The following is a 25560-nucleotide window of genomic DNA, read 5'->3' on the forward strand; positions in this document are numbered from 1 at the left end:
TTTTGATATAAAGAGGTTAGCGGCGGTTGCCCATAATACGCAACAGCATCAGGAACAGGTTGATGAAATCCAGATACAGCGTTAAGGCGCCGAGGATCGAGTATTTACGCAGATTGGCACTGTCGCGGGTATCAATCTGCTCGCCGATGTTTTTCAGCTTCTGGGTATCGTAGGCGGTCAGGCCGACAAACAGCACCACCCCGATGTAGGTCACGGCCCACATCAGCGCCTCGCTCTTCAGCCACAGGTTAACCAGCGACGCCAACACGATGCCAATCAGCCCCATAAACAGCATGCTGCCGAAGCCGCTCAGGTCGCGCTTGGTGGTGTATCCGTACAGACTCATCGCCCCGAACATCCCGCCGGTGACCACAAAGGTGCTGGCGATGGAGGAGTAGGTGTAGGCGATAAAAATGCTCGACAGCGTCAACCCGGTGAGCGCCGAATAGAGCATAAACAGGGTGGTCGCCATCCCGGGGCTCAGCCGCTGCACCATCCCCGACAGCACAAACACCAGCGCCAGCTGGGCGATGATCAGCCCGAAAAAGGTGATTTTGCTCGAAAAGACGAACATCATCACCGCCGGGGTATTCGCCGCAAACCACGCGATAAACGCCGTCAGCAGCAGGCCGACCGTCATCCAGCCGTACACCTGCGCCATATAAGTCTGCAGGCCGCTGCGGCCCTGCACTATTGAATCGGAACGCGGATATCTGTCCATGACTCTCTCCTGATTAACAAAGTTTCACTCTGTAAGCGTATCACACTACCAGCGCTCTGCCGCCTGACGATCGCTGTCGCGGGCATCGACCCAGCGCTCGCCCTCCGGTGTCGCCTCGCGTTTCCAGAACGGCGCGCGGGTTTTCAGGTAGTCCATCATAAACTCGCCGGCGGCGAAGGCGCTGCCGCGGTGGGCGCTGGTGACGCCGACAAACACAATCTCTTCCCCCGGCCACATTTCGCCGATGCGATGGATAATGGTCACCCGGCCCAGCGGCCAGCGCTCGCGCGCCTGGTCGACAATCTCCGCCAGCGATTTCTCGGTCATCCCCGGATAGTGCTCAAGAGTCAGCGCTTTCACGCTGTCGCCGAGGTTGTGATTGCGCACTTTGCCGGTGAAGGTAACCACCGCGCCGTCTTCATCGCGTTCGGCCAGCCAGAGATACTCCTCGCCAACGCTAAAGCGCGCCGGGCTAACGACGATACGAGTTTGCGTCATGTCAGCCCCCGGTGACCGGTGGGAAGAACGCCACTTCATCCCCGCTGGCGACAGGATGGTCAAAGGCGGTCAGCGTCTGGTTAACCGCCGCCAGCAGCTTGCCCTCCTCCAGGGCCAGCGCCCAGCGATCGCCGCGAGCGGCAAGCTGCTGACGCACAGCCTCAACGGTGGCCAGCTCGCTGGCGTCGAGAGTCAGCGAATCAGTACCCACCAGCTCGCGCACCTGGGCAAAAAACAGAACCTTAATCATGGCGTTCGTCCACCTTAAAATCGCCGGACTTGCCGCCGCTTTTCGCCAGCAGGCGCACCGGGCCAATCACCATATCCTTCTGCACCGCCTTGCACATATCGTAAATGGTCAGCGCGGCAACCGAGGCGGCGGTAAGGGCTTCCATCTCGACGCCGGTTTTGCCGGTCAGGCGGCAGAGCGATTCGATGCGCACCCGGTTATGTTCCGGCTGCGCCTGCAAATTGACTTCCACTTTGCTGAGCATCAGCGGATGACACAGCGGGATCAGCTCCCAGGTGCGCTTGGCCGCCTGAATCCCGGCGATCCTCGCCGTGGCGAAAACGTCGCCTTTATGATGGCTGCCGTCGATAATCATCGCCAGGGTTGTCGCCTGCATCTCGACATAAGCCTCGGCGCGCGCTTCGCGTACCGTTTCCGCTTTGCCGGAGACATCCACCATATGGGCTTCGCCCGCGGCGTTAATATGGGTCAGTTGTGACATACATTATTTCTTCAGGTGAGGAATAAAATTACAAGGACGGGTGCGGGCATCCAGCTGCGGGGCAATGATGTTGTCCCACGCCGTGCGGCAGGCTTTCGTCGAGCCCGGCATAGCGAAGATCAGCGTGTGGTTAGCGACGCCGGCCACGGCCCGGGACTGCAGCGTCGAGGTGCCGATCTCTTCGAACGACAGCATGCGGAACACTTCGCCAAAACCTTCCACCTCACGGTCAAACAGCGGCAGCAGCGCTTCCGGCGCCTGGTCCCCTTCGGTGAACCCGGTCCCGCCGGTGATCAGCACCACCTGAACCTCATCGCTGGCGATCCACACCGATACCTGGGCGCGGATGGCGTAGCGGTTCTCTTTGACTATCGCCTTATCGACGACATGGTGCCCCGCCTCCTGCGCCGCCTCACGCAGCCAGTGGCCGGAAGTGTCGTCCGCTTCGCCGCGACGACTGGAAACGGTAAGAATAGCAATACGGGTCGGAATAAACTCAGCGCTAGCCTGGCTCATCTGAATGCTCCTTTCGAAAACGATTATCCGCCAATATAGGACAGGTTCTGCGTAATACCGGTGTTGCCCTGATGCAGGAAATGGGTCTGCTTTTTATGGGTTAAGGCTTCGGCGATCCGCGCTTCCAGCGCGGCCTGCTGCCGATCATCGGCCATCAGGTCGCGCAGGTCGACGCCGCCTTCGCCAAACAGGCACAGGTGCAATTTGCCGACGGAGGAGACGCGCAGACGGTTGCAGGTGGCGCAGAAGTCTTTTTCGTACGGCATGATGAGGCCGATCTCGCCGGCGTAGTCCGGATGACAAAAGACCTGCGCCGGACCATCGCTGCGCTGGCGGATCTGGTGGATCCAGCCGCGACGCAGCAGCTCGTCGCGCAACACCATGCCGGAGAGATGGTGACGGCGGAACAGGTCGCTGCCCTCGCCGGTTTCCATCAGCTCAATAAAACGCAGCTGAATACGACGCGGCTGGATCCAGGCGAGGAAGGTATCAAGCTGATGATGATTAACATCGCGCATCAGTACGGTATTCACCTTCACCTTGTCAAAGCCCGCGGCGAAGGCGGCGTCAATCCCGTCCATCACCTGGTGGAATTTATCCTGGCCGGTGATGGCATGGAACTGGCGGGCGTCGAGGCTATCGACGCTGACGTTGATCGCCGTCAGCCCGGCATCGCGCCAGCGTTCGACATCGCGCGCCAGGCGATAACCGTTAGTGGTGACGGCAATCTGACGGATCGCCGGGTTTTCACGCACGGCGGCGATGATCTCGGTGAAGTCACGGCGCAGGGAGGGTTCCCCACCGGTGAGGCGAACTTTTTCAGTGCCTAGCGCGGAGAAAGCGCGCGTGACCCGGCGCACTTCGTCTACGCTAAGAAAGCCGTTGTTATTGACGGCGCCGGGCTTGTAGCCATCCGGCAGGCAGTAGGTGCAACGGAAATTGCACACATCGGTAATCGACAGACGCAGGTAATAAAACTTACGCGCGAATGCATCGGTAAGCTGTGAGGCCATATACACCTTTCCAAATACGGGAGACGCGGTCATTTCTTCCCACGCCCTGGCGACAACCGGCGGCGTCGCGGCCAAACCGCCATATCTTTTGACACAGGCGAAGAGGCTAGAGTGTTAACAGGTTATGCCGATAGTAGCGCGTTCCAGACGGTTTCGCCATTTGCGATTTCGCTATATATTCTTGTATATATCGCTACCTTCGTGCATTTTCGCTACAGAATAGCCATAAATCATCTTTTTGCCTTGATATCGGTCAGTTTGTCGGGCTCCTCCCATCGTCTTTTAGGGGTAGATCGGGTAGTGTGTGGCCGTTTATGTGAAATAAGGAATTTCTATGCGCAATCGTACATTCGCTGACCTGGATCGGGTGGTGGCGCTCGGCGGCGGGCATGGTCTGGGTCGGGTAATGTCCTCCCTCTCCTCGCTGGGCTCACGGCTGACTGGCATTGTGACCACCACCGACAACGGGGGATCCACCGGGCGGATCCGCCGCTCGGAAGGCGGCATTGCCTGGGGCGATATGCGCAACTGCATCAATCAGTTAATCGCCGAGCCGAGCGTGGCGTCGGCGATGTTTGAGTACCGTTTTAGCGGCAATGGCGAGCTTTCCGGCCATAACCTGGGAAATCTGATGTTAAAGGCGCTGGATCACCTCAGCGTGCGGCCGTTGGAAGCGATCAATTTGATCAGAAACCTGCTCAAAGTGGACGCTTTTCTTATTCCGATGTCGGAACAACCGGTGGATTTGATGGCGCTCGATCATGAAGGCCATGAAGTTTACGGTGAAGTCAATATCGATCAGCTCGATAGCGTGCCGCAGGAGCTGATGCTCACCCCGCCGGTACCGGCCACCCGTGAGGCGGTGGAGGCCATCGCCGAAGCCGATCTGATCCTTATCGGCCCGGGCAGTTTCTATACCAGCCTGCTGCCAATCCTGCTGCTTGACGAGATGGCCCAGGCGCTGCGTCGCACTCCGGCGCCGATGGTGTTTATCGATAACCTCGGCAAAGAGCACAGCCCGGCCGCGAGGCTGTCGCTGGCGGAGCGCATCGCGATTATGGAGCGCTATGTGGGCAAGCGGGTGGTGGATGCGGTCATCGCCGGCCCAAAAGCCGATATCAGCGGCATCGACAACCGGCTGGTAATTCAGACGCCGCTGGAAGCCAGCGACGTTCCCTATCGCCATGACCGGGCGCTGCTGCGAGGGGCGCTGGAGAAAGCGCTCCAGCTGCCGGGCTGATCCTGCGCGCCGGAGGATCGGCTTTCGGCGCACCTTAAAATCTTAAGGTTGTCTTAAAACAGAGCTGGCATTATACCCATATCTCTTTCTGTAGGTAGGTGTTATGTCTTTATTGCCTCTGCGTCGGCCCGTTCTCAGCCGCACAACGTATCTGATTCTCTTTGCTTGCTATATCGGTATCTTTCTCAACCTGGCTTTTTATCGCCAGGTTTTCCCGCTACTGCCGGTAAATAGCCTGCATAACTGGCTGGTATTCCTCAGTATGCCAATCGTGGCCATTTGCGTGATGAATATCCTCACCACCCTCGCCTCGTTCCTGAAGCTGGACCGGCTGGTGATTAGCCTTTTTATTCTACTCAGCGCTTCGGCTCAGTACTTTATCTGGTCCTTCGGCGTGGTGATTGACCGTTCGATGATCGCCAATATCTTCGATACCACACCGGCGGAAAGCTTCGCTCTGTTGTCGACGAAAATGGTCATCGTGCTTGGAGTTTCCGGCCTGTTGATGGTTCTGGTGGCCTGGTGGATTAAAGTTCGTAAACCTGCCTCTTTCTGGCGCGGCGCGGCGATGCGTCTGCTCAATATCGCCGTTTCGGCACTACTGATAATTCTGGTGGCCGCGCTGTTCTACAAAGATTACGCCTCGGTGTTCCGTAACAACAAAGAGCTGGTGAAATCCCTGAGCCCCTCCAACAGCATTGTGGCGCTGAACTCCTGGTATGCGCACCATCGCATGGACAACCTGCCGCTGGTGAAGATTGGCGAAGATGCCACGCAGAAACCGGTGATGCATAACGGTCCCCGTAAGAACCTGACGATTGTGGTGCTCGGCGAGACTTCGCGAGCGGATAACTTCTCACTGGGCGGCTACGATCGGGAGACTAACCCGCGCCTGCAACAGGACAACGTGGTGTACTTCCCGAAAACCACCTCCTGCGGCACAGCAACTGCGGTTTCCGTGCCCTGCATGTTCTCCAATATGCCGCGCGCGCGCTATGACGAAGAGCTGGCCCATCACCAGGAAGGCGTCCTGGATATTCTGCAGCGCGCCGGCATCCAGGTGCTGTGGAACGACAACGATGGCGGCTGCAAGGGGGCATGCGATCGGGTACCGCATCAGAACGTGACCGATCTGAAGCTAACCGGACAGTGCATCGACGGCGAGTGCTACGACGACGTGCTGTTCCATAATCTCGACAGCTATATCGATAACCTGCAACAGGATGGCATTATTGTGCTGCATACCATCGGCAGCCACGGCCCAACCTATTACAATCGCTATCCGGCTGAGTTCAAAAAATTCACCCCAACCTGCGATACCAATGAAATCCAAAGTTGTACGCAACAACAGTTGACCAATACCTACGATAACACCATTCTGTATGTCGACTATGTCGTTGATAAAGCGATAAAACTACTGCAATCTAAACAGGACAAATTCACCACTAGCCTGGTTTATTTGTCCGACCACGGCGAATCGCTGGGCGAAAATGGCGTCTATTTGCATGGTCTGCCGTACTCCATTGCGCCGGATACGCAAAAGCACGTGCCCATGCTGCTGTGGCTGTCGCCGGATTACCAGCAACGTTACGGTGTTTCCAGCCAGTGTTTGCAACAACAGGCTAAGACGAAGGATTATTCACAAGATAATCTGTTCTCCACCCTGCTCGGCCTGCTCGGCGTCAGCACCCACGAGTACCAGGCGGCAGATGATATTTTAACGCCATGTAGAGAGGCTGGTTGATGAAAATCTTAGTCATTGAAGACGATGCGCTGCTGTTGCAGGGGTTGATACTGGCGATGCAAAGTGAAGGATACGTGTGCGACGGCGTCTCCACGGCGCACGAAGCGGCGCTGTCGCTGGCCAGCAATCACTACAGCCTGATCGTACTCGACCTCGGCCTGCCGGACGAAGACGGCCTACATTTTCTCGCCCGTATGCGGCGGGAGAAAATGACCCAGCCGGTGCTGATCCTCACCGCCCGCGATACCCTTGAGGATCGCATTAGCGGTCTCGACACCGGCGCGGATGACTATCTGGTGAAACCCTTTGCCCTGGAAGAGCTAAACGCGCGCATTCGCGCCCTGCTCCGTCGGCATAATAATCAGGGCGATAACGAAATCAGCGTCGGCGATCTGCGCCTCAACGTCACCCGCCGTCAGGTGTGGCTCGGTGAGACGGCGCTGGATCTGACGCCGAAGGAGTATGCCCTGCTGTCGCGGCTGATGATGAAAGCCGGCAGCCCGGTACATCGTGAGATCCTCTACAACGATATCTACAGCTGGGACAATGAGCCAGCGACCAATACCCTGGAAGTGCATATCCATAACCTGCGCGATAAGATTGGCAAATCGCGGATCCGCACCGTCAGGGGCTTCGGCTATATGCTGGCTAACCACATCGATACGGAATAGACCATGGCTCTGTTTGCAACCGAAAACTGGACCATGCGTCACCGGCTGCTGTTGACCATCGGCGCCATTCTGGTGGTCTGCCAGCTGATCAGCGTCTTCTGGCTATGGCATGAGAGCAAAGAGCAGATCCAGCTGCTGGTGGCCAGCGCCATCGAAGGGCACAACAACCAGAAGCATGTGGAGCATGAGGTTCGGGAAGCGGTCGCCAGCCTGCTGGTGCCGAGCCTGCTGATCGTGGGTCTGGCGCTGTATATCAGCATGCTGGCGGTACGCAAAATCACCCGCCCGCTGTCACGTCTGCAAAGCGAGCTGGAGAGTCGTACCCCGGACAACCTCACCCCCATCGTGCTCAGCGAATCGGTGCCCGAGGTGACGGCGGTGACCACCGCCCTGAATCAGCTGGTTTCCCGCCTCAATCTGACTCTCGATCGCGAACGGCTGTTTACCGCCGACGTGGCGCACGAGCTGCGCACCCCGCTGGCCGGGCTGCGGCTGCACCTTGAGCTGCTGGCGAAAGTGCACGGCATGGGCGTCGACCCGCTGATCCAGCGGCTCGACCAGATGACCACCAGCATTTCGCAGCTGCTGCAGCTGGCGCGCGTCGGTCAGTCCTTTTCCGCCGGCAGCTATCAGCAGGTGCTGCTGCTGGATGACGTGGTCAAACCGCTGCAGGATGAGCTGGAGACCATGCTGGCCGAGCGCCAGCAACGGCTGCTGCTGACGGATGTCGAAAGCGAGGCCGTCGTCTCTGGCGACGCGACGCTCATCCGCGTCATTCTGCGCAATCTGGTGGAGAATGCCCATCGCTACAGCCCGCAAGGGTCGACGATCCGCGTGTCGGTGAAAGCGGGTCTGATGCCGGTGATGGCAGTGGAAGATGAAGGACCGGGGATTGATGAGGCGAAAAGCGGCGAACTCAGTAAGGCCTTCGTGCGCATGGACAGTCGCTACGGCGGTATAGGGCTAGGACTGAGCATCGTCACGCGCATCGCTCAGCTGCATGACGCCCAGTTCTTTTTACATAACCGCCAGCCGGGGCCAGGGGTCCGCGCGTGGGTGTTATTCCCGCGGCGCGCGGGTCAGAACGTCAGCACCCACTGATGGAAGAAGGCAACAATAATGACCAGGGCGGTGGCGACCGCCAGATATTCACGGAAGTTGATTTTTTGCATGGGCGCTATCCTCATCAGGTTGAGGATAGTGTCGCCTGGCGAGATTAAGCAAACATTAAGAAGGCCGCTTTGCGGCCTTTTTTCTTCACCGCGAATGGTTATCTGGCTGCGGAACAGGGCGATAAGGGCCACGCCTTGTCTGCTTCCCGCACGTCCACCTCCCGGCAGTACACGCCGGCACTCAGGAGGCGGCGATAAACAGTTCGCGTAGCTGATGCAGCTGGTCGCGAATTTGCGCCGCCTCTTCGAACTCGAGGTTCTGCGCGTGCTGCATCATCTGCCCTTCCAGCTCGTGGATTTTCTGCTGCAGCGCTTTTGGCGTCATATCCACGCCGCTGAGCCCGGCAGGCTCGACGGCCTTCGCTTTACCGCGCCCTTTGGCTTTGGTTTTCGCCAGACTCTGGCCCAGCTGCAGGATATCCACCACTTTCTTGTTGAGCCCCTGCGGCACAATGCCGTGCTCTTCGTTATAGCGCTGCTGTTTCTCCCGTCGACGCTCCGTCTCGCCGATGGCTTTCGCCATCGAGGGGGTGATCTTATCGCCGTACAGGATAGCCTTGCCGTTGACGTTGCGCGCCGCGCGGCCGATGGTCTGGATCAGCGAGCGTTCGGAGCGCAGGAAGCCCTCTTTGTCCGCATCCAGGATCGCCACCAGCGACACCTCCGGCATATCCAGCCCCTCACGCAGCAGGTTGATCCCCACCAGCACGTCAAACTCGCCAAGACGCAGGTCGCGGATAATCTCCATACGTTCGACGGTGTCGATATCCGAGTGCAGATAGCGCACCCGCTCGCCGTGCTCCTCAAGGTACTCGGTTAAGTCTTCCGCCATCCGCTTGGTGAGGGTAGTGACCAGCACGCGCTCGTTGATAGCCGTGCGCAGGCGGATCTCCGACAGCAGATCGTCGACCTGGGTGGCCACCGGCCGCACTTCGATGATCGGATCCAGCAGACCGGTCGGCCGCACCACCTGATCCACCACCTCGCCGCCGGATTTATCCAGCTCGTAGGCGCCGGGGGTCGCCGACACGTAGATGGTTTGCGGCGCCAGCGCTTCGAATTCTTCAAACTTCATCGGCCGGTTATCCAGCGCCGACGGCAGGCGGAAGCCGTACTCCACCAGCGTCTCTTTGCGCGCCCGGTCGCCGCGGTACATACCGCCGATCTGCGGCACCGTGACGTGGGATTCGTCAATCACCAGCAGGCCGTCTGCCGGCAGGTAGTCGAACAGGGTGGGCGGCGGCTCGCCGGGCCCGCGCCCGGAGAGGAAGCGCGAGTAGTTTTCAATGCCCGAGCAGTAGCCCAGCTCGTTCATCATTTCGAGGTCGAACTGGGTGCGCTGGGTTAAGCGCTGCTCTTCCAGCAGCTTGTTGTTGGCCAGCAGCACCTTACGCCGCTCCGCCAGCTCCAGCTTGATCTCTTCCATCGCCTGGACAATGCGTTCCCGCGGCGTCACGTAGTGGGTCTTGGGATAAATGGTGTAGCGCGGCACCGTCGATTCCACATGGCCGGTGAGCGGGTCGAACAGCGACAGGCGCTCAACTTCTTCGTCAAACAGCTCAATGCGCAGGGCGATATCGTCCGATTCCGCCGGGAAGACGTCGATCACCTCGCCGCGCACCCGGAAGGTGCCGCGCTGGAAGGCCTGATCGTTGCGGGTATACTGCAGTTCGGCCAGGCGGCGCAGGATCGCCCGCTGGTCAATCAGCATCCCCACCGTCAGATGCAACATCATTTTCAGATACAGGTCCGGGTCGCCGAGGCCGTAAATAGCCGAGACCGAGGCCACCACCACCACATCGCGCCGCTCAAGCAGCGCTTTGGTGGCTGACAGGCGCATCTGCTCGATATGTTCGTTTACCGAGGCATCTTTCTCAATGAAGGTATCTGAGCTGGGGACATAAGCTTCCGGCTGATAGTAATCGTAGTAGGAGACGAAATACTCGACGGCATTCTCCGGGAAAAACTCTTTCATCTCGCCGTAGAGCTGGGCCGCCAGAGTTTTGTTTGGCGCCAGCACCATCGTCGGCCGCTGCAGATCGGCAATCACGTTGGCGATGGTAAAGGTCTTACCGGAGCCGGTGACCCCCAGCAGCGTTTGATGCGCGAGCCCATCCTCCAGCCCCTCTTCCAGGCGGCGGATGGCTTCCGGTTGGTCTCCGGAGGGGCGAAAGGCGGAATGCAGAACAAACGATTTACTCATCAATCAGAACCTGAAAAAGATTTAGCGGCCGGTGTTTAATTCTACCCCCCGGGCCGTTTTTTGCCAATAAATTATACTGGATATTTAAACAGTGCATGCTTATGATAGCGCCACAATATGGCCTTTTTTGCCGGTAAGCAGGGTATAAAACGCGCGCCGGGCGGAATAATCCTCCGGCCGTCAGGGTTATCCCCAGAAATTTTTACCTTTTAACATTTGTCAAGCGGACGGGTGAAAGTTTTATGGCAGCAGATGACGCTTTTCTTACACCCATTGATTTTATCTAACAAGCTGATATTTAATGCTTTTAAAGAAAAGACGCCTTTCGCGCCAATTCAGCCGCAAGCCGCGTACGCTCTAGCTTACCGCAGGTTTTCTAACTCTAATACACAAGGTTATCCACAGGAATAGTGGATAACTGTCTGCAGCCCAAGACCGCCGCCGCCCGGCGCAAATCGTCTGGCGGCCTAAATCACGTGGCGAAAAATTTTTATCGAACTATTTTTGATAACTATCCGCTTAAAGCCGCTCGATTTTTGCTGCTTTTTGCACCACCCTTTAGCGTCGGGCACCGGAAAAGTGCAGCCCCGGCGCTGGCTGTGCCTGATGGTATCGGCATTTAGCGTTTTTTTCCGAGCGTTCTTTTTCCTGGCAAGAGTTTTGCAGCATCTTTCTGTCGCCCTGACGCCAGGATAAGGAGAAAACGTCCATGTTGAATTTACAGGCAGTAAATCACTTTTACGGCAACCAGCATTCGCTGTGGAATGTCGATCTTGAACTACGCCCGGGGGAGTGCATTGGCGTACTGGGACGCGAGGGCATGGGAAAAACCACCCTGGTTAACTGCATTGCCGGGCACCTGCCGGTGGCCAGCGGCCGGATGACCTGGCATGACATTGGCGCCCCGCCGCAGGATCTCACGCCCCTGTCGGCCCAGTCGCGCAGCGCCATCGGTATCGGCTATGTGCCGCAGGATAAACGCATCTTTTCGCAGCTCAGCGTGGAAGAGAATCTGCATATTGCCCTCGCAGCCGGGAAACCCGGGGCTAACGCCAGCGGCGGCGAGATCTATGAACATTTTCCCGAACTCTATGCCCTACGGCAGCGCAAAGGCGCCTCGCTGAGCGACGACGATCAGTACCAACTGGCGCTGGCCAGGGCGCTGATTGTCCAGCCACGGCTGCTGATCCTTGATGAACCCTCGCGCGGCAGAGGGCCGCGCTGTCTGCAAAAGCTGGCGGATCTGCTGCTGCGGTTGAATCGCGATATCGGCCTGACGGTGCTGCTCGCCGAGCAGCACCTGCCCTTTATCCGCCGGGTAGCGGATCGTTTCTGTGTTTTGCACCGGGGCCGTAACGTCGCCGAAGGCGATATTATGGCGCTGGATGAACCGCTGCTGGCGCAGTGGATGACGCCGGATCCAGCGCCCTGAGATCCAGATACTGGCCGAGATCGTCGCGCTGCGCGATATCGGCAAGCCACGGTATTTCGCCGAGGAACGGCGCGGCCAGCCGGTTTTTCAGCGTCGCCAGATACTCGGCGTGGCGCTTGCCCGGCGGCTGCACGTCATTGGCGATCCACCCCGCGAGCGGCAGCCCTGCCTGGCGTACCGCCTGGGCGGTAAGCATCGCGTGATTGATGCAGCCGAGCTTGACGCCCACCACCAGAATCACCGGCAGCTGCTCCGCCTGCGCCCAGTCGGCAAAGGTCAGGGTTTCCGACAGCGGCGTAAACCAGCCGCCGGCCCCTTCCACCAGCACCCAGTCGGCGAGGCGTTCTAACTCGCGCAGCCCGCTGGAGAGCCTCGCCGCGGCGATCGGCCGCCCTTCGTCGGCGCTGATGATGTGCGGTGAGGTCGGCTCGGCGAAGGTATACGGGTTAACCTGTTCATAGCGCAGCGCGACCCGGCTATGACGCTGCAGCGCCAGGGCGTCTTCATTACGCAGCCCTGCGGCGGTAAGCTCGCTGCCGGAAGCCACCGGCTTGTAGCCAGCGGTGTGAAAACCCAGCTGATTCGCCGCCTGCAGCAGGGCGCTGCTGGCGATGGTTTTCCCGACTTCAGTATCGGTCCCGGTGACAAAAAAACGTTTAGTCACGCTCAATGACTCCTGTAAAAAGAGAATACGTCAGCGGGCAGACGCCCTGCCGCTGCGGCCAGGCCAGCTGTAGCTCGCGCAGTTTGCCGCGGCCAAGCGGGGCCGATGCCCGCCCCTGGTGCAAATGGGTGGCGCCGATGCCCTTCAGCGATCGCATGGCGCTCAGCGCGTCGGCGAACGGCAGGCTAATCTGATGCACCTCGCCGGACGCCCGCAGGCCGCTCAGCGCCGCGCGCACCGCCGCTTCGCTGAGAAAACGGTTGGCATGCGGCCGGTCGTCGATGGCCTGCCACGCCTGATTGAGCTCCGGCAGCGAGTCGGCCAGCAGCGTGCTAAACGCCACCCTGCCGCCGGGGCGCACCACCCGGTACAGCTCGCCAAGGGCGGCGCGCAGATCGTCGCACCACTGCACCGCCAGATTGCTCCACGCCAGATCGACGCAGGCGTCCGGCAACGGCAGCGCCTCAATGTCGCCCAGCAGGTAATACTGAGCGGCGTCGTTACGCTGCGCCTCGGCCAGCATCCCGGGGGAGAGATCCAGCGCGGTCACCACGCTGCCCGCCTCACGCCAGCGGCGGCTCATGCCGCCGGGGCCGCAGCCAGCATCCAGCACCCGGGGAAAATCGCGACGCGCCAGCTGGCGCAGCAGCAATTCCGCGCTGCGCCGCTGCAGTTCATCATGTTGCGAATAGCCGCCGGCCGCCCGGCCAAACGCCGCGGCCACCGCCTGCTTATTCACCGTGGCCATGCAGCACCTCCAGTAAACGGTTAATGTCCTCAGCCTGATGGGCGGCGGTCAGGGTCAGGCGCAGACGAGCGCTGCCGACCGGCACCGTCGGTGGACGGATCGCCGTCGTCCAGCAGCCCGCGTCGCGCAGACGTGAGGCCAGGCTCAGCGCCCGGCCGTTATCGCCGACGATCAGCGGCTGGATCGCGCTGACGGAGTCGGTCAACCCCAGCGACACCTCGCCCATCCCCTTGCGGAACTGCCGGATGCGGGCGGCCAGGATGTCGCGGCGGCGCTGGCCTTCATCGCTGCGAATCACCCGTAGCGCGGCGCTCAGCGCCACCGCCTGGGCGGGCGGCATCGCGGTGCTGTAGATCAAATGGCGGGCAAACTGCAGCAGATAATCGGCCATCGCTTCATCGCACAGCACCGCCGCGCCGCTGACGCCGAACGCCTTGCCGAAGGTAACCACCAGTAGCTCAGGGCGCACCGCCTGCGCGGCGCAGCTCCCGCGTCCTTCGTCGCCGACCACGCCGACGCCGTGGGCGTCATCCACCAGCAATAGCGCCCCGGCGGCCTGCGCCGCGGCGTGAAGGGCCGCCAGCGGTGCGCTGTCGCCATCCATGCTGAAAATGCCTTCAGTGACCGCCAACTGTTCGCCCGCCAGCGGCTTAGCCAGCAGTTGCGCGAGGTGTTGCGGATCGTTGTGGGCGAAACGGCGTAGCTGCGCCGGGCTGAGGCTTGCCGCCTCCAGCAGGGAGGCGTGGCTCAGGCGGTCGGCCACGATCCGATCCTCTTTATCCGCCAGGGCGGCGATCAGCGCCTGATTGGCGGCAAAGCCGGAGATAAACAGCAATGCGCGCGGATAGCCCAGCCAGTCGGCAAGTTCCTCTTCCAGCGCGCGGTGGGCCTCGTTATAGCCGCTTACGTGTCCCGAACCGCCGGAACCGACGCCATAACGTTCCGCCCCCTGCTGCCAGGCGGCGATAATCGCCGGATGCTGGCTCAGGCCAAGATAGTCATTACTGGAGAAGTTAAGCCAGCGCTCCCCTTCCCGCGCCAGCCAGCGCCCGGCGCCGTGCGTCACCGGCAGGCGGCGGCGAAGAGCATCCGCCCCCCGTCGCTCGTCCAGCGCCCGATCGATTCGCTGCCGCCAGGTCATAGCACCGCCGCGTTGTAGTATTCCTCAGTGTCCGGGGTGAGTAAGGCCTGCTCCAGACGCTGCTGCTGCTCATTGTCACCTTCCAGCACCGCCGTCTGCTGCGGGTTGATCCCCAGCTTGCGGAACAGTTGCAGGTCTTTATCTTCTTCCGGATTAGGCGTCGTCAGCAGTTTGCAGCCATAGAAAATCGAGTTCGCCCCGGCCATAAAGCACATCGCCTGGGTCTGCTCGTTCATCTGCTCGCGGCCGGCGGAGAGACGCACGTAAGAGGTGGGCATCATGATGCGCGCGATGGCGATAGTGCGAATAAAATCGAAAGCGTCGACATCGTCGTTATCCGCCAGCGGCGTACCTTTGACCTTCACCAACATGTTGATCGGTACGCTTTCCGGCGGCGTGGGCAGGTTAGCCAACTGCAGCAGCAGGCCGGCGCGGTCTTTCACGGTCTCCCCCAGCCCGACGATACCGCCGGAGCAGACTTTGATCCCGGCGTCACGCACTTTGTCCAGGGTATCCAGGCGCTCCTGGTAGGTGCGGGTGGTGATGATGTTGCCGTAAAATTCCGGCGAGGTATCGAGGTTGTGGTTGTAGTAATCGAGGCCCGCCTCGGCCAGGCGCTGCGCCTGGCTGTCGGTCAGAGTGCCAAGCGTCATGCACGACTCCAGCCCCAGGGCCTTCACCCCTTTCACCATCTGCTCCAGATACGGCATATCGCGGTCATTGGGGTTTTTCCACGCCGCGCCCATGCAGAAGCGGGTCGAGCCGGCGTTTTTCGCCTGACGCGCTGATTCCAGCACCTGCTCGACTTCCATCAGGCGCTCGGTTTCGAGCCCGGTTTTATAGCGCGCGCTCTGCGGACAATATTTACAATCTTCCGGGCAGGCGCCGGTTTTGATCGACAGCAGGGTGCTGACCTGCACCTGGCGCGGATCAAAGTGTTGCCGGTGGATTTGCTGCGCTTCGAATAACAGATCGATGAGTGGTTTATTAAATAATTCAGTTACTTGCGACATTGTCCAACGTACGTGGTGAGCCATTGGCTTCTCCAAAGGGTTTTGTTAATTTACGGTTCGGTTTATACTCGTAAACCTAAATGTTTTCAAAATGGTTTACAAGTCGCTTATGACCCTGGACGATCTCGCCTTCGATCGGCGCCACATCTGGCACCCCTACACCTCTATGACTTCCCCCCTGCCGGTCTACCCGGTGGTTTCCGCCCACGGTTGCGAGCTGTCCCTCGCCGGCGGCGAACAACTGGTTGACGGTATGTCCTCCTGGTGGGCGGCAATCCACGGCTACAATCACCCGCGTCTTAATGCGGCGATGAAAGCGCAAATCGACCAGATGTCGCACGTCATGTTCGGCGGGATCACTCACCCCTCGGCGGTGGCCCTGTGCCGCCAGCTGGTGGCAATGACTCCGGAATCGCTGGAGTGCGTTTTCCTCGCTGATTCCGGTTCGGTGGCGGTTGAGGTGGCGATGAAAATGGCGCTGCAGTACTGGCAGGCGAAAAGCCAACCGCGTCGACGTTTCCTGACCTTCCGCAATGGCTATCACGGCGATACCTTCGGCGCGATGTCGGTCTGCGATCCGCAGAACTCGATGCACAGCCTGTGGCAGGGCTATCTGCCGGATAACCTGTTCGCCCCCGCGCCGCAGAGCCGCTTTGACGGCGAGTGGGATGAAATGGATATGGTGCCCTTTGCCCGCCTGATGGCCGCGCACCGTCACGACATCGCCGCGGTGATCCTCGAACCGATCGTACAGGGCGCGGGCGGAATGCGGATGTACCATCCGGAGTGGCTGAAGCGGGTGCGTAAAATGTGCGACCGGGAAGGGATACTGCTGATCGCCGATGAGATTGCCACCGGCTTTGGCCGCACCGGCAAGCTGTTCGCCTGTGAACACGCCGGGATTACCGCCGACATACTGTGTCTGGGCAAGGCGCTGACCGGCGGCACCATGACCCTCTCCGCCGCGCTGACCACCCGCGAGGTGGCGGAAACCATCAGCAACGGTGAAGCCGGCTGCTTTATGCACGGCCCGACCTTTATGGGCAACCCGCTGGCCTGCGCGGTGGCCAGCGAAAGCCTGAGCCTGCTGGAGAGCGGCGAATGGCAGCGGCAAGTGGCGGCGATTGAAGCCCAGCTGCTGGCCGAGCTGGCGCCGGCGCGGGGATCCGCCCTGGTCGCCGATGTCCGCGTGCTGGGCGCTATTGGCGTGGTTGAAACCCGTCGCCCGGTCAATATGGCTGCCCTGCAGCGCTTTTTCGTCGAGCAGGGGGTATGGATCCGCCCGTTTGGCCGCCTGATCTATTTGATGCCGCCGTATATCATCGCGCCTGAACAGCTGTCCCGCCTGACCCGCGCCGTTAACCTGGCGGTGCAGGACGAAACATTTTTTAGCGAATAAATAGCGGAATTGCGTCGTGGTGCAGGCTACACTTCCAGGTTAATCAGCGCATTATCAATGAGGATGAAGCATGAAACTGATCAGTCACGATCTCCAGGACGGCGGTAAGCTGCCTAATCGTCACGTCTTCAACGGCATGGGCTACGATGGCGACAATATTTCGCCGCATCTGATGTGGGATGATGTGCCCGCAGGAACCAAAAGCTTTGTGGTGACCTGCTACGATCCGGATGCGCCGACCGGCTCCGGCTGGTGGCACTGGGTGGTGGCTAACCTGCCTGCGGATACCCGCGTCCTGCCCCAGGGGGCCGGTTCCGGTCAGGCGGAGCTGCCGGAAGAGGCCGTTCAGACCCGCACCGATTTTGGCAAGGCGGGATACGGCGGCGCAGCGCCGCCGAAGGGCGAAACCCACCGCTATATCTTTACCGTCCACGCCCTGGACGTCGAGAAAATTGAAGTGGGTGCCGAGGCCAGCGGCGCAATGGTCGGCTTTAACGTCCATTTCCATTCCCTCGCCAGCGCCTCCATCACCGCCCTGTTCAGTTAATCTCCCCCCGGATAGCGGCTGTCGCCTTATCCGGGCTACTTGCGGCGCCATTTGTTTTTCGGGTGGCGCTGCGCTTACCCGACCTACAATACCCCCAGGCCCACGCAAGCGCAGCGCCGCCGGGCGATTGCCGCGGGCACGGAGCCGCTTTTATGCCGGGCGGCGGCTGACGCCTTGCCCGGCCTACGGGGGCCTCTCCCAGCCTCACACCTCGTAGCCCCGGTAAGCGCAGCGCCACCGGGGAAATTGGCCTTACTGTTCAGTGGCTACCTGCAGCGCCGTTTTACGCACCCGCGCGTACCACACCACCGTCAGCAGCCCGAGCCAGACCAGGCCGGCAATCAGCGCCATCCGCGTCTCAGCAAACATCCCCAGCACCGCGATAACCAGCCCCATAAACAGCAGCGTCAACAGCGGCGCAACTGGCCAGAACGGGACGGGGAAGGCAATCTGGCTGCGCTCTTCGGCAGACAAACTACGGCGCATGGCGAAATGGGACAGCAGGATCATCAGCCACACCCACACCGTGGCGAATGCCGCCAGCGAAGCAATCAGCACAAAGACCTGCTCGGGGATCAGATAGTTCAGCACCACCGCCGCCAGCAGCGCGCCGCCCATGACCACCACCGTCATCCAGGGTACGCCGTTGCTGGCGATGCGCTGGAAGCTTTTCGGCGCCAGCCCCTCTTTCGACATGCCGTACATCATGCGCCCGGCGCCGAAGATATCGCTGTTAATCGCCGAAATGCTGGCGCTGATCACGATGATGTTAAGGATTGTCGCCGCCGCCGGGATCCCCAGACCGTCGAAAATCAGCACAAACGGACTCCCCTGCTCGCCAAAGCTGTTCCACGGGAAAATCGCCATCAGCACCGCCAGGGTGCAGACGTAGAACAGGATAATACGCAGCGGAATGGTATTGATGGCCTGCGGGATGACCTTTTTCGGATCTTTCGCTTCCGCGGCGGTGACGCCGATAATCTCCACCCCGCCGAAAGCGAACATCACGATGCCAAGCGAAGCGATAACGCCCTGCCAGCCGTTAGGAGCAAAGCCGCCGTGGCTCCACAGATTTTCCAGACCGGTAGCCGGGAAGCTATGGCCGAAGCCAAAGAAGATGATCCCGGCGCCCGCCAGCATCATGGCGATAATCGCCACCACCTTCACCAGCGACAGCCAGAACTCCATCTCGCCGAACACCCGCACGTTGCACAGGTTCATGGCGCCGATAAAGAAGATGATGCTGAGGATCCAGATCCAGCGCGGGACATCGGGATACCACAATCCCATATAGATGCCGAAGGCGGTGACGTCGGCCAGGGCGACGATCACCATTTCAAAAGTATAGGTCCAGCCGGTAATAAACCCGGCCAGCGGCCCGAGATACTGGCGGGCGTAGCTGCCGAAGGAGCCGGAAACCGGGTTGCGCACCGCCATCTCGCCCAGCGCGCGCATGACGATAAACACCGCCGCGCCGCCAATCAGATAGGCCAGCAGCACCGCCGGGCCCGCCGCCTTGATGGCGGAGGCCGAGCCATAGAACAGCCCGGTGCCGATAGCGGAGCCGAGCGCAATAAATCGAATGTGTCGGGCATTGAGCCCGCGCAGCAGATGTGGCTTGTGTTGTTGTTGCATATACAGGTGTCCTGGTTTTTTTATATGACGACAAATATGCGATGTAGGGCGGTCGGGGGAATGACTTCCCCCGACGCGGGTACAGAGAACAACGGTGATTAGTGCAGGCCTGGCAGTACGGCAGGCAGCAGACGCGTCAGGTGACGGGCCGCCAGAAGCGCAATGGCATTATCGATATCCGGGGCGAAGTAGCGATCCTGCGTATAATGAGGGACACGTTCGCGCAGCAGATGACGCGCTTCTTCCAGCAGTGGGCTGGTGGTCAGCCCTTCGCGCATATCCAGCCCCTGCACCGCCGCCAGCCACTCAACGGCCAATACGCCGCGGGTGTTCTCGGCCATCGCCCACAGGCGGCGACCGGCCGCCGGCGCCATCGAGACGTGGTCTTCCTGGTTGGCGGAGGTCGGCAGGCTGTCGACGCTGTGCGGGTGCGACAGCGCTTTGTTTTCACTGGCCAGCGCTGCCGCCGTGACCTGGGCAATCATAAACCCGGAGTTCACCCCGCCATTTTTCACGAGGAACGGCGGCAGCTGCGACATATGGCTGTCCATCATCAGCGCGATGCGGCGCTCGGAGAGCGAGCCGATTTCGGCGATCGCCAGCGCGATATTATCCGCGGCCATCGCCACCGGTTCGGCGTGGAAGTTGCCGCCGGAGATGACGTCATTTTCGGCGGCGAAGACCAGCGGGTTATCAGAGACCGCGTTGGCTTCGGCCAGCAGCACTTCCGCCGCCTGGCGGATCTGGGTCAGGCAGGCGCCCATCACCTGCGGCTGACAGCGCAGGGAGTACGGGTCCTGCACCTTGCTGCAGTTATGGTGCGACTGCGAGATCGCGCTATCGTCGGTCAGCAGATGGCGATACAGCGCCGCCGCATCAATCTGCCCGCGCTGGCCGCGTACCTCATGAATACGCGCATCGAACGGACGACGCGAACCCAGCGCCGCTTCGGTGGTTAACGCCCCGCAAACGACCGCGGAGGCGAACAGATCTTCGGCTTCGAACAAACCGCGCAGGGCAAAAGCGGTCGAGGCCTGGGTGCCGTTGAGTAGCGCCAGCCCCTCTTTCGCCGCCAGGGTAATCGGCTCCAGCCCAACCTGACGCAGCGCTTCGGTGGCCGGCAGCCATTCGCCGCCGCGTACCCGCGCTTTGCCTTCGCCAAGCAGGGTCAGCGACATATGCGCCAGCGGCGCGAGGTCGCCGGAGGCGCCGACGGAACCTTTCGCCGGGATCCACGGCGTCACGCCGGCATTCACCAGGCCAATCAGCGCCTGGATCACGCTCAGGCGGATCCCGGAGAAACCGCGGGACAGGCTGTTAATCTTCAGCACCATAATCAGGCGCGCCAGGTCATCGTCCAGCGGCTCGCCAACGCCCGCCGCATGGGACAGCACCAGCGAACGCTGCAGGTTCTCCAGATCTTCCGTCGAGATCCGGGTCTGCGCCAGCAGGCCAAAACCAGTGTTAATGCCGTAGGCGGTCCGCCCTTCGGCAAGGATGGCGTTGACGCAGGCCACGCTCTCATCGATGGCGGCAAACGCGCCGCTGTCGAGGGTAATATTCACCGGGTGGCTGTAGATGTCGCGGAGCTGCGACAGGCTGAGTTGACCCGGGATCAGAGTTAAAGATTTCATTTCGCGTTCCCCTGCGTTGCCGCGACCATCGGAAGATTGAGACCCTGTTCTGCTGCGCATTCAATGGCAATCTCGTACCCCGCGTCGGCATGACGCATCACACCGGTGGCCGGGTCGTTGTGCAGGACGCGGGCGATACGCGCCGCCGCTTCATCGGTGCCATCGCAGACGATAACCATCCCGGAGTGTTGCGAGAAGCCCATGCCTACCCCGCCGCCGTGGTGCAGCGACACCCAGGTCGCGCCGCTGGCGGTGTTGAGCAGGGCGTTGAGCAGCGGCCAGTCGGAGACCGCGTCAGAGCCGTCGCGCATCGCTTCGGTTTCGCGGTTTGGGCTGGCGACGGAGCCGGAGTCAAGGTGATCGCGGCCAATGACGATCGGCGCGGAGACTTCGCCGCTGCGCACCATTTCGTTAAACGCCAGGCCCAGCTTCTGCCGCCATTCCAGACCGACCCAGCAGATACGCGCCGGCAGCCCCTGGAAGCTGATGCGCTCGCGCGCCATATCCAGCCAGTGGTGCAGATGCTTATCATCCTTAATGATCTCTTTCACTTTGGCGTCGGTTTTGTAGATATCCTGCGGATCGCCGGAGAGCGCTACCCAGCGGAACGGTCCGATACCCCGACAGAACAGCGGGCGGATATAGGCCGGCACGAAGCCCGGGAAATCAAAGGCGTTGCTGACGCCCACTTCCTGAGCCATCTGGCGAATGTTGTTACCGTAGTCGAAGGTCGGGACCCCCATCTCATGGAAGGCCAGCATCGCCTGCACGTGGTCGGCCATCGAGCGTTTCGCCGCCAGAATGGTGCCCTGCGGATCGGATTCGGCTTTCTGCTGATACTCTTCCCAGCTCCAGCCTTTCGGCAGATAGCCGTGCAGCGGGTCGTGGGCGCTGGTCTGGTCGGTGACCATATCCGGGCGCACGCCGCGTTTCACCAGCTCCGGCACGATCTCCGCGGCGTTGCCGCACAGGGCGATGGAGATAGCGCGACCTTCGGCAGTGTATTTCTTGATGCGCGCCAGGGCGTCATCCAGAGAAGTAGCTTGTTCGTCCACATAGCGGGTGCGCAGACGGAAATCGATGCGGCTCTGCTGGCATTCAATGTTCAGCGAGCAGGCCCCGGCCAGCGTCGCGGCCAGCGGCTGCGCGCCGCCCATGCCCCCCAGCCCGGCGGTTAGCACCCAGCGGCCTTTCAGGCTGCCCTGATAGTGCTGACGACCGGCTTCGACGAAGGTTTCGTAGGTGCCCTGCACGATGCCCTGGCTGCCAATGTAGATCCAGCTGCCAGCGGTCATCTGGCCGTACATCGCCAGCCCTTTGGCATCCAGCTCGTTGAAGTGTTCCCAGGTCGCCCAGTGCGGGACCAGGTTGGAGTTAGCGATCAGCACGCGCGGCGAGTTTTCATGGGTTTTGAAAACGCCCACCGGCTTGCCGGACTGGACCAGCAGGGTTTCGTCGCTTTCCAGGTTCTTCAGCGCCTTCACGATAGCGTCATAGCATTCCCAGTTGCGCGCTGCGCGACCAATACCGCCATAGACCACCAGCTCGTGCGGGTTTTCGGCGACATCGGGATCGAGGTTATTCATTAACATACGCAGCGGGGCTTCGGTCAACCAGCTCTTCGCGGTCAGCGTCGTGCCTCTTGGCGCACGGACGTCCAGCTGGCGATATTTGCTTTGCGACATCGGGGTTTCTCCTGACAATGAACGTTGTTTACGTAGATACATATACTTGTCTATACAAGCATGCGCAAGGCAGGATTTAACAGAAATGATACAATTTTGTTATATTGCGTCAGCAATCACGTTTTGCTGACGCCAGAGTGGATCAGGAGCCAAAGCGGCCCTGCAGACGATAACGGCTGCCGGGGAACAGCAGGCGCGCGTGGGAAACGATATGGGTTGTCGACCAGGTGCGGCGACGGATCAGCAGGCAGGGATCGTGGGCGTGAATATGCAGCAGCGCGCACTCTTCCGCTGTGGCCTGCACCGCTTCAACAATATGTTCACCTTCGGTTAACGGGGCGATCAGCGACAGATAATCATGGGGCGTGGTGGCGGTATAATCCTGCTGGAGATAGTTCGGCACCACCGCGGCATTGACGCAGCGATCTTCGATTTGTACCGGCACCTCGTTTTCGTAATGCACCATCAGCGAGTGAAAGATGCGGGTGCCTTCCGCTACGCTGAGCGCCGTCGCCTGAATATGATCCGCCCGGGTCTCCTCCAGCAGCAGCACCTCGCAGCGGTGCTGATGGTGACGGGCAAGAATTTCTTCGGCAATGCTGCGCACCTCAAACAGCGCCGACTGCCCTTTCGGCTCGGCGACAAAGGTCCCCACCCCTTGCAACCTGACCAGCAGGCCTTCATCCGTTAGCTCGCGCAGCGCGCGGTTGATGGTCATCCGGCTGAAGCCGAACTGGGCCACCAGCTCCGCTTCCGAAGGGATACGGTCATGCGGTCGCCAGACGCCGCTGTGAATTTTTTCACCGATAGCCTGCTTCACCTTCTCATAAAAAGGCGCGGGCGCGGAACGGGGTTGCTGTGAAAACATAGCCTGGCTTTCCTTTTGCAAAATGGGCGGCGAAACACCCAGAATATACCGGAATGGCTACTGCCACCAATGGGCGATTTGCCATGCCAGACGGGCCGCCGCGCGGGCGCCCTGACCGTCAATGTCAAACTGCGGGTTGAACTCCACCAGATCCACCGCCTGCAGCTTACCGCTGCGGCACAACGGCTCTACGATGCGCAGCAGGGTCGCCAGCGGCACGCCCAGCGCCGCCGGCGCGGATACCGCCGGCATTTCGCGCGCCGGCAGCACGTCGAGATCGATAGTCAGATACAGACGGTCGAATTGCGCGATATTGCGCTCAAGCTCCGCCCGCACCCGGGTTTCGAAGGCCTCTAATACCTGTAGATCCTCCACAATAGCCACCTCGCGCCGCGCCGCTTCCTCCCAGAGCGCCTGGGTGTTGGCCGCCCGACTTACCCCGATGCAGGTATAGTGAAAACCGCGCTGCTGCGCGTCACACTCCAGCGCCAGCTGGCGGAACGGCGTCCCGGAGCTGGCGCACTCGGCAAAGCGCAGATCCAGATGCGCATCGAGGTTAATAATGCCCACTTTTTCGCCGGGGAAGGCATCCAGTATCCCGGCGCCGTGACCAAAGGCGGTCTCGTGGCCACCGCCCAGTACCAGCGTGCGTTTGCCGGCGCGCTGGCAGGCGGTCACCGCCTCGCGCAGCGCCTGATGCGCGGCTTCCAGCTGGTCGCCTTCGACGCTAATCGTGCCCATATCCACGCAGCGGTCGTGGCCCTGATGGCTGGCCATATTGGCCAGCGCCCGGCGTAGGGTCGCCGGGCCGTCAGCCGCTCCGGTACGCCCTTTGTTGCGCCGGACGCCTTCGTCACAGGCGAAGCCGAGCAGCGCGATATCGCCGGGCATCTCCTGCGGCGCGAAGCGTTCGGCGCGGGGAATGGTCTGGAACAGACGCAGCGCATTCGGCGCTTCCGCGCTGTCGTCGCGACCTTGCCAAAGGTTAGCGGGGGTAGCTTGCCACAGCATCATTGTAGTTCTCCTCGTACCACACGCTGCCAGAGCGGACTGCGCCCCGGCTCATACACCATCTCGACCGGATGCTCAGCATCCCAGATGGCAAAGTTCGCCACAAAGCCCGCCGCCAGCTGGCCGTGGCTGTTCTGCCGCCCCAGCGCCCGCGCGGCATGGCGCGTCACGCCGGCCCACGCCTCTTCCGGCGTCAGGCCAAATTTGACGCAGGCCATGTTCATCGCCAGATGCAGGCTGGCGAAGGGGCTGGTGCCGGGGTTGAAATCCGTCGCCACCGCCATCGGCACCTGGTACTTGCGCAACAGTTCCACCGGCGGTTTGCGGGTTTCATTGAGGAAGTAGAACGCGCCGGGCAGCAGGGCCGCCACGGTGCCGCTCTCGCGCATCGCCGCCACCCCCTCTTCCGTCAGATATTCGATATGGTCGGCGGACAGTCCGTGATAACGGCTCACCAGCTGCGCGCCGCCCAGCGAAGAGAGCTGCTCAACGTGACCTTTAACCGGGATGCCTAGCGCCTGCGCCGCCTGAAACACCCGCTCGGTTTGCTGCGGGCTGAAACCGACGTTTTCGCAGAAGACGTCGACGCTTTCAAACAGTCCCTCCCGCCACAGCGTCGGCAGGATCGTCTCGCAGACCAGCGTAATATAGCCGTCGGCGTCGCCTTGATATTCCGGCGGCGTGGCGTGGGCAGAGAGCAGCGTCGCCGAAAGCTCGACGCCATTGTCGTCGGCCAGCTGGCGGGCGACCCGCAGCATTTTGCGCTCGTTTTGCAGATCGAGACCGTAGCCGGATTTGATCTCCAGAGTGGTCACCCCTTCACGCAGCAGGCGGGCCAGCCGCGGCTGGGCCAGCGCCAGCAGCTCGGCTTCGCTGCTGTCGCGGGTGGCGCGCACGGTGGCATTAATCCCCCCGCCGCTGGCGCTGATGGTCTGATAGGAGACGCCGTTCAGACGCTGCTCCCACTCCTGGGCCCGGCTGCCGCCGAAGACGAGATGGGTGTGGCAGTCGATTAATCCCGGCGTGACCAGCCGGCCTTCGAGATCGATCCTGCGCCCGCTGGGAAGGTCATCTTCGGCGACGATCGCCGCAATGCGACCGTCGCGGACCAGCAGCGCGTGGCGCTCCAGCAGACCGTATGGTTGAGCGTGATCGGGGTTCAAGGTGGCGAGACGGGCGTTTCGCCAGATAACGAATTCGGAGGTAGCTTCAGTCATAGCGCTTAACTTGTCATGGGTTGTATAGACATTTATTTTCATAACGCCGGGAATGTC

26 protein-coding genes and 1 riboswitch are annotated in these 25560 nt (G+C 60.9%); of the genes, 8 read left to right on the plus strand and 18 right to left on the minus strand.

Translation table 11 applies throughout. From position 1 onward, the window contains the following. Positions 1–16: 16 nt before the first annotated feature. The 6 genes from ACLH1I_RS06750 to moaA form a co-directional block, all read right to left on the minus strand. The gene (locus tag ACLH1I_RS06750) at positions 17–721 is read right to left on the minus strand and encodes a Bax inhibitor-1 family protein (protein WP_057214080.1); all 705 of its coding nucleotides are present in this window, start codon (positions 719–721) and stop codon (positions 17–19) included. 45 nt (positions 722–766) lie between these two features. Further along, entirely contained in the window at positions 767–1219 is a 453-nt protein-coding gene (gene moaE, locus ACLH1I_RS06755; RefSeq protein WP_004886150.1) for a molybdopterin synthase catalytic subunit MoaE, read from the minus strand. Between the two features lies 1 nt (position 1220). Then, complete coding sequence (moaD, locus tag ACLH1I_RS06760) at positions 1221–1469, minus strand: molybdopterin synthase sulfur carrier subunit (protein WP_004886145.1); 249 nt, start codon at positions 1467–1469, stop codon at positions 1221–1223. Continuing rightward, positions 1462–1950: a cyclic pyranopterin monophosphate synthase MoaC gene (gene moaC / locus ACLH1I_RS06765; RefSeq protein WP_004886142.1), complete on the minus strand. Its 489-nt coding sequence runs from the start codon at positions 1948–1950 to the stop codon at positions 1462–1464. Before moaC ends, moaD begins: the two co-directional genes overlap by 8 nt. A 3-nt stretch (positions 1951–1953) precedes the next feature. Continuing rightward, a complete protein-coding gene (gene moaB, locus ACLH1I_RS06770; protein ID WP_004886139.1) occupies positions 1954–2466 on the minus strand; it encodes a molybdenum cofactor biosynthesis protein B in 513 nt (170 codons plus the stop codon). Between the two features lie 23 nt (positions 2467–2489). Then, positions 2490–3479, minus strand: coding sequence for a GTP 3',8-cyclase MoaA (gene moaA, locus ACLH1I_RS06775; protein WP_017900173.1), 990 nt, complete (start codon positions 3477–3479; stop codon positions 2490–2492). Further along, positions 3467–3605, minus strand: a riboswitch (molybdenum cofactor riboswitch). (Overlaps the previous gene by 13 nt.) 208 nt (positions 3606–3813) lie before the next feature. Between moaA and yvcK the strand changes: the two genes are divergently transcribed. From yvcK to pmrB, 4 genes are all read left to right on the plus strand, one after another. Continuing rightward, the gene (yvcK, locus tag ACLH1I_RS06780; protein WP_004886135.1) at positions 3814–4719 is read left to right on the plus strand and encodes a uridine diphosphate-N-acetylglucosamine-binding protein YvcK; all 906 of its coding nucleotides are present in this window, start codon (positions 3814–3816) and stop codon (positions 4717–4719) included. A 103-nt stretch (positions 4720–4822) separates the two neighbouring features. Continuing rightward, positions 4823–6463, plus strand: a complete 1641-nt coding sequence (eptA, locus tag ACLH1I_RS06785) for a phosphoethanolamine transferase EptA (protein WP_004886132.1) — start codon at positions 4823–4825, stop codon at positions 6461–6463. After that, positions 6463–7134 (plus strand): two-component system response regulator PmrA, encoded by a 672-nt coding sequence (gene pmrA, locus ACLH1I_RS06790; protein ID WP_004886130.1) that lies wholly within the window; start codon positions 6463–6465, stop codon positions 7132–7134. Before eptA ends, pmrA begins: the two co-directional genes overlap by 1 nt. A gap of 3 nt (positions 7135–7137) precedes the next feature. Then, positions 7138–8235, plus strand: a complete 1098-nt coding sequence (gene pmrB / locus ACLH1I_RS06795; RefSeq protein WP_023288917.1) for a two-component system sensor histidine kinase PmrB — start codon at positions 7138–7140, stop codon at positions 8233–8235. Here pmrB and ACLH1I_RS06800 read toward each other — a convergent pair. Continuing rightward, complete coding sequence (locus tag ACLH1I_RS06800) at positions 8214–8438, minus strand: hypothetical protein (protein WP_162489144.1); 225 nt, start codon at positions 8436–8438, stop codon at positions 8214–8216. The two genes, pmrB and ACLH1I_RS06800, sit on opposite strands and share 22 nt — an antisense overlap. A 49-nt stretch (positions 8439–8487) precedes the next feature. Then, positions 8488–10509, minus strand: a complete 2022-nt coding sequence (gene uvrB / locus ACLH1I_RS06805) for an excinuclease ABC subunit UvrB (RefSeq protein WP_004886127.1) — start codon at positions 10507–10509, stop codon at positions 8488–8490. A 410-nt stretch (positions 10510–10919) separates the two neighbouring features. On the opposite strand from uvrB, the gene ACLH1I_RS06810 reads away from it, so the two are divergent. Both ACLH1I_RS06810 and ACLH1I_RS06815 read left to right on the plus strand, forming a co-directional pair. Next, positions 10920–11132, plus strand: a complete 213-nt coding sequence (locus ACLH1I_RS06810; protein ID WP_032431208.1) for a hypothetical protein — start codon at positions 10920–10922, stop codon at positions 11130–11132. Positions 11133–11218: 86 nt separating this feature from the next. Beyond that, a complete protein-coding gene (locus ACLH1I_RS06815; RefSeq protein ID WP_017900923.1) occupies positions 11219–11941 on the plus strand; it encodes an ABC transporter ATP-binding protein in 723 nt (240 codons plus the stop codon). Here the strand turns inward: ACLH1I_RS06815 and bioD are convergent. Genes bioD through bioB form a run of 4 tightly spaced genes read right to left on the minus strand, consistent with a single transcriptional unit; the run spans position 11883 to position 15531 of the window. Next, positions 11883–12605 (minus strand): dethiobiotin synthase, encoded by a 723-nt coding sequence (bioD, locus tag ACLH1I_RS06820; protein WP_023320010.1) that lies wholly within the window; start codon positions 12603–12605, stop codon positions 11883–11885. The genes ACLH1I_RS06815 and bioD overlap by 59 nt on opposite strands. Then, positions 12598–13353, minus strand: a complete 756-nt coding sequence (gene bioC, locus ACLH1I_RS06825; protein ID WP_004886115.1) for a malonyl-ACP O-methyltransferase BioC — start codon at positions 13351–13353, stop codon at positions 12598–12600. Before bioC ends, bioD begins: the two co-directional genes overlap by 8 nt. Next, positions 13337–14494, minus strand: a complete 1158-nt coding sequence (gene bioF, locus ACLH1I_RS06830) for an 8-amino-7-oxononanoate synthase (protein WP_198079568.1) — start codon at positions 14492–14494, stop codon at positions 13337–13339. The genes bioC and bioF overlap by 17 nt, the downstream gene beginning before the upstream one ends. After that, positions 14491–15531, minus strand: coding sequence for a biotin synthase BioB (bioB, locus tag ACLH1I_RS06835; protein ID WP_004886109.1), 1041 nt, complete (start codon positions 15529–15531; stop codon positions 14491–14493). Before bioB ends, bioF begins: the two co-directional genes overlap by 4 nt. Positions 15532–15616: 85 nt before the next feature. On the opposite strand from bioB, the gene bioA reads away from it, so the two are divergent. Then, positions 15617–16906, plus strand: coding sequence for an adenosylmethionine--8-amino-7-oxononanoate transaminase (gene bioA, locus ACLH1I_RS06840; protein ID WP_116397369.1), 1290 nt, complete (start codon positions 15617–15619; stop codon positions 16904–16906). 70 nt (positions 16907–16976) lie between these two features. Beyond that, entirely contained in the window at positions 16977–17453 is a 477-nt protein-coding gene (locus ACLH1I_RS06845) for a kinase inhibitor (protein ID WP_064183015.1), read from the plus strand. A 252-nt stretch (positions 17454–17705) separates the two neighbouring features. Here the strand turns inward: ACLH1I_RS06845 and ACLH1I_RS06850 are convergent, their stop codons facing one another. The 6 genes from ACLH1I_RS06850 to hutI form a co-directional block, all read right to left on the minus strand. Beyond that, entirely contained in the window at positions 17706–19088 is a 1383-nt protein-coding gene (locus ACLH1I_RS06850; protein WP_004886104.1) for an amino acid permease, read from the minus strand. Between the two features lie 98 nt (positions 19089–19186). After that, entirely contained in the window at positions 19187–20722 is a 1536-nt protein-coding gene (hutH, locus tag ACLH1I_RS06855; RefSeq protein WP_032455741.1) for a histidine ammonia-lyase, read from the minus strand. Beyond that, on the minus strand, positions 20719–22407 hold the full coding sequence (gene hutU, locus ACLH1I_RS06860; protein ID WP_004886099.1) for a urocanate hydratase: 1689 nt from the start codon (positions 22405–22407) through the stop codon (positions 20719–20721). The genes hutH and hutU overlap by 4 nt, the downstream gene beginning before the upstream one ends. Positions 22408–22549: 142 nt before the next feature. Further along, positions 22550–23275, minus strand: coding sequence for a histidine utilization repressor (locus ACLH1I_RS06865; protein WP_017899626.1), 726 nt, complete (start codon positions 23273–23275; stop codon positions 22550–22552). 57 nt (positions 23276–23332) lie between these two features. After that, positions 23333–24289, minus strand: a complete 957-nt coding sequence (gene hutG / locus ACLH1I_RS06870; protein WP_080935899.1) for a formimidoylglutamase — start codon at positions 24287–24289, stop codon at positions 23333–23335. Further along, complete coding sequence (gene hutI, locus ACLH1I_RS06875) at positions 24286–25545, minus strand: imidazolonepropionase (protein ID WP_072421935.1); 1260 nt, start codon at positions 25543–25545, stop codon at positions 24286–24288. The genes hutG and hutI overlap by 4 nt, the downstream gene beginning before the upstream one ends. Between the last annotated feature and the right edge of the window lie 15 nt (positions 25546–25560).

The organism is Klebsiella sp. 1SOBk10mer (genome assembly GCF_046602535.1).
Taxonomy (GTDB): domain Bacteria; phylum Pseudomonadota; class Gammaproteobacteria; order Enterobacterales; family Enterobacteriaceae; genus Klebsiella; species Klebsiella quasipneumoniae.

What these genes read in the sequence shown, in the direction of transcription:
- moaA (WP_017900173.1), bottom strand. Translation starts at nt 3,479, where the DNA reads ATGGCCTCACAGCTTACCGATGCATTCGCGCGTAAGTTTTATTACCTG.
- ACLH1I_RS06750 (WP_057214080.1), bottom strand. Translation starts at nt 721, where the DNA reads ATGGACAGATATCCGCGTTCCGATTCAATAGTGCAGGGCCGCAGCGGC.
- ACLH1I_RS06865 (WP_017899626.1), bottom strand. Translation starts at nt 23,275, where the DNA reads ATGTTTTCACAGCAACCCCGTTCCGCGCCCGCGCCTTTTTATGAGAAG.
- bioC (WP_004886115.1), bottom strand. Translation starts at nt 13,353, where the DNA reads ATGGCCACGGTGAATAAGCAGGCGGTGGCCGCGGCGTTTGGCCGGGCG.
- ACLH1I_RS06850 (WP_004886104.1), bottom strand. Translation starts at nt 19,088, where the DNA reads ATGCAACAACAACACAAGCCACATCTGCTGCGCGGGCTCAATGCCCGA.
- bioF (WP_198079568.1), bottom strand. Translation starts at nt 14,494, where the DNA reads ATGACCTGGCGGCAGCGAATCGATCGGGCGCTGGACGAGCGACGGGGG.
- moaE (WP_004886150.1), bottom strand. Translation starts at nt 1,219, where the DNA reads ATGACGCAAACTCGTATCGTCGTTAGCCCGGCGCGCTTTAGCGTTGGC.
- ACLH1I_RS06845 (WP_064183015.1), top strand. Translation starts at nt 16,977, where the DNA reads ATGAAACTGATCAGTCACGATCTCCAGGACGGCGGTAAGCTGCCTAAT.
- hutH (WP_032455741.1), bottom strand. Translation starts at nt 20,722, where the DNA reads ATGAAATCTTTAACTCTGATCCCGGGTCAACTCAGCCTGTCGCAGCTC.
- moaD (WP_004886145.1), bottom strand. Translation starts at nt 1,469, where the DNA reads ATGATTAAGGTTCTGTTTTTTGCCCAGGTGCGCGAGCTGGTGGGTACT.
- bioA (WP_116397369.1), top strand. Translation starts at nt 15,617, where the DNA reads ATGACCCTGGACGATCTCGCCTTCGATCGGCGCCACATCTGGCACCCC.
- pmrB (WP_023288917.1), top strand. Translation starts at nt 7,138, where the DNA reads ATGGCTCTGTTTGCAACCGAAAACTGGACCATGCGTCACCGGCTGCTG.
- uvrB (WP_004886127.1), bottom strand. Translation starts at nt 10,509, where the DNA reads ATGAGTAAATCGTTTGTTCTGCATTCCGCCTTTCGCCCCTCCGGAGAC.
- pmrA (WP_004886130.1), top strand. Translation starts at nt 6,463, where the DNA reads ATGAAAATCTTAGTCATTGAAGACGATGCGCTGCTGTTGCAGGGGTTG.
- eptA (WP_004886132.1), top strand. Translation starts at nt 4,823, where the DNA reads ATGTCTTTATTGCCTCTGCGTCGGCCCGTTCTCAGCCGCACAACGTAT.
- hutG (WP_080935899.1), bottom strand. Translation starts at nt 24,289, where the DNA reads ATGATGCTGTGGCAAGCTACCCCCGCTAACCTTTGGCAAGGTCGCGAC.
- moaC (WP_004886142.1), bottom strand. Translation starts at nt 1,950, where the DNA reads ATGTCACAACTGACCCATATTAACGCCGCGGGCGAAGCCCATATGGTG.
- ACLH1I_RS06815 (WP_017900923.1), top strand. Translation starts at nt 11,219, where the DNA reads ATGTTGAATTTACAGGCAGTAAATCACTTTTACGGCAACCAGCATTCG.
- hutI (WP_072421935.1), bottom strand. Translation starts at nt 25,545, where the DNA reads ATGAAAATAAATGTCTATACAACCCATGACAAGTTAAGCGCTATGACT.
- hutU (WP_004886099.1), bottom strand. Translation starts at nt 22,407, where the DNA reads ATGTCGCAAAGCAAATATCGCCAGCTGGACGTCCGTGCGCCAAGAGGC.
- moaB (WP_004886139.1), bottom strand. Translation starts at nt 2,466, where the DNA reads ATGAGCCAGGCTAGCGCTGAGTTTATTCCGACCCGTATTGCTATTCTT.
- bioB (WP_004886109.1), bottom strand. Translation starts at nt 15,531, where the DNA reads ATGGCTCACCACGTACGTTGGACAATGTCGCAAGTAACTGAATTATTT.
- yvcK (WP_004886135.1), top strand. Translation starts at nt 3,814, where the DNA reads ATGCGCAATCGTACATTCGCTGACCTGGATCGGGTGGTGGCGCTCGGC.